The 255-nt window shown below is 56.9% G+C and carries 1 protein-coding gene; it reads left to right on the forward strand.

Going from position 1 to position 255, the window contains the following annotated elements; translation table 11 throughout:
- Positions 1-29 precede the first annotated feature (29 nt).
- On the forward strand, positions 30-255 hold a 226-nt coding region (locus tag QSK05_RS36155; RefSeq protein WP_285601923.1), incomplete at its 3' end, for a hypothetical protein.

Consider the following 255-nt stretch of genomic DNA (forward strand, 5'->3'; position numbering starts at 1 on the left):
TTGATTATCAGAAGCGTCTGATGCGGTGGATGATCACGTTCTTGGCGATTCAGATCGCTATTGCTTTTGTTGAGATGTTGTATGACCCGCCGGGTGCTGCGATTCGGGTGGCGACGGCGCAGCAGATCGCTAAGCAGGCGGTGTTGCGGGGTGCTGCTCAGATGGGTGGCAAGATCGCGGCGTCGAGTTTTATTTATGAGGTCGGTACGGGTCTGCTGGCGCAGTTGGAGGAGATTGCGCTGGGGATTCGTCCGG

The sequence above is a fragment of the Kineosporia sp. NBRC 101731 genome (genome assembly GCF_030269305.1).
In the GTDB taxonomy this organism is placed as follows: domain Bacteria; phylum Actinomycetota; class Actinomycetes; order Actinomycetales; family Kineosporiaceae; genus Kineosporia.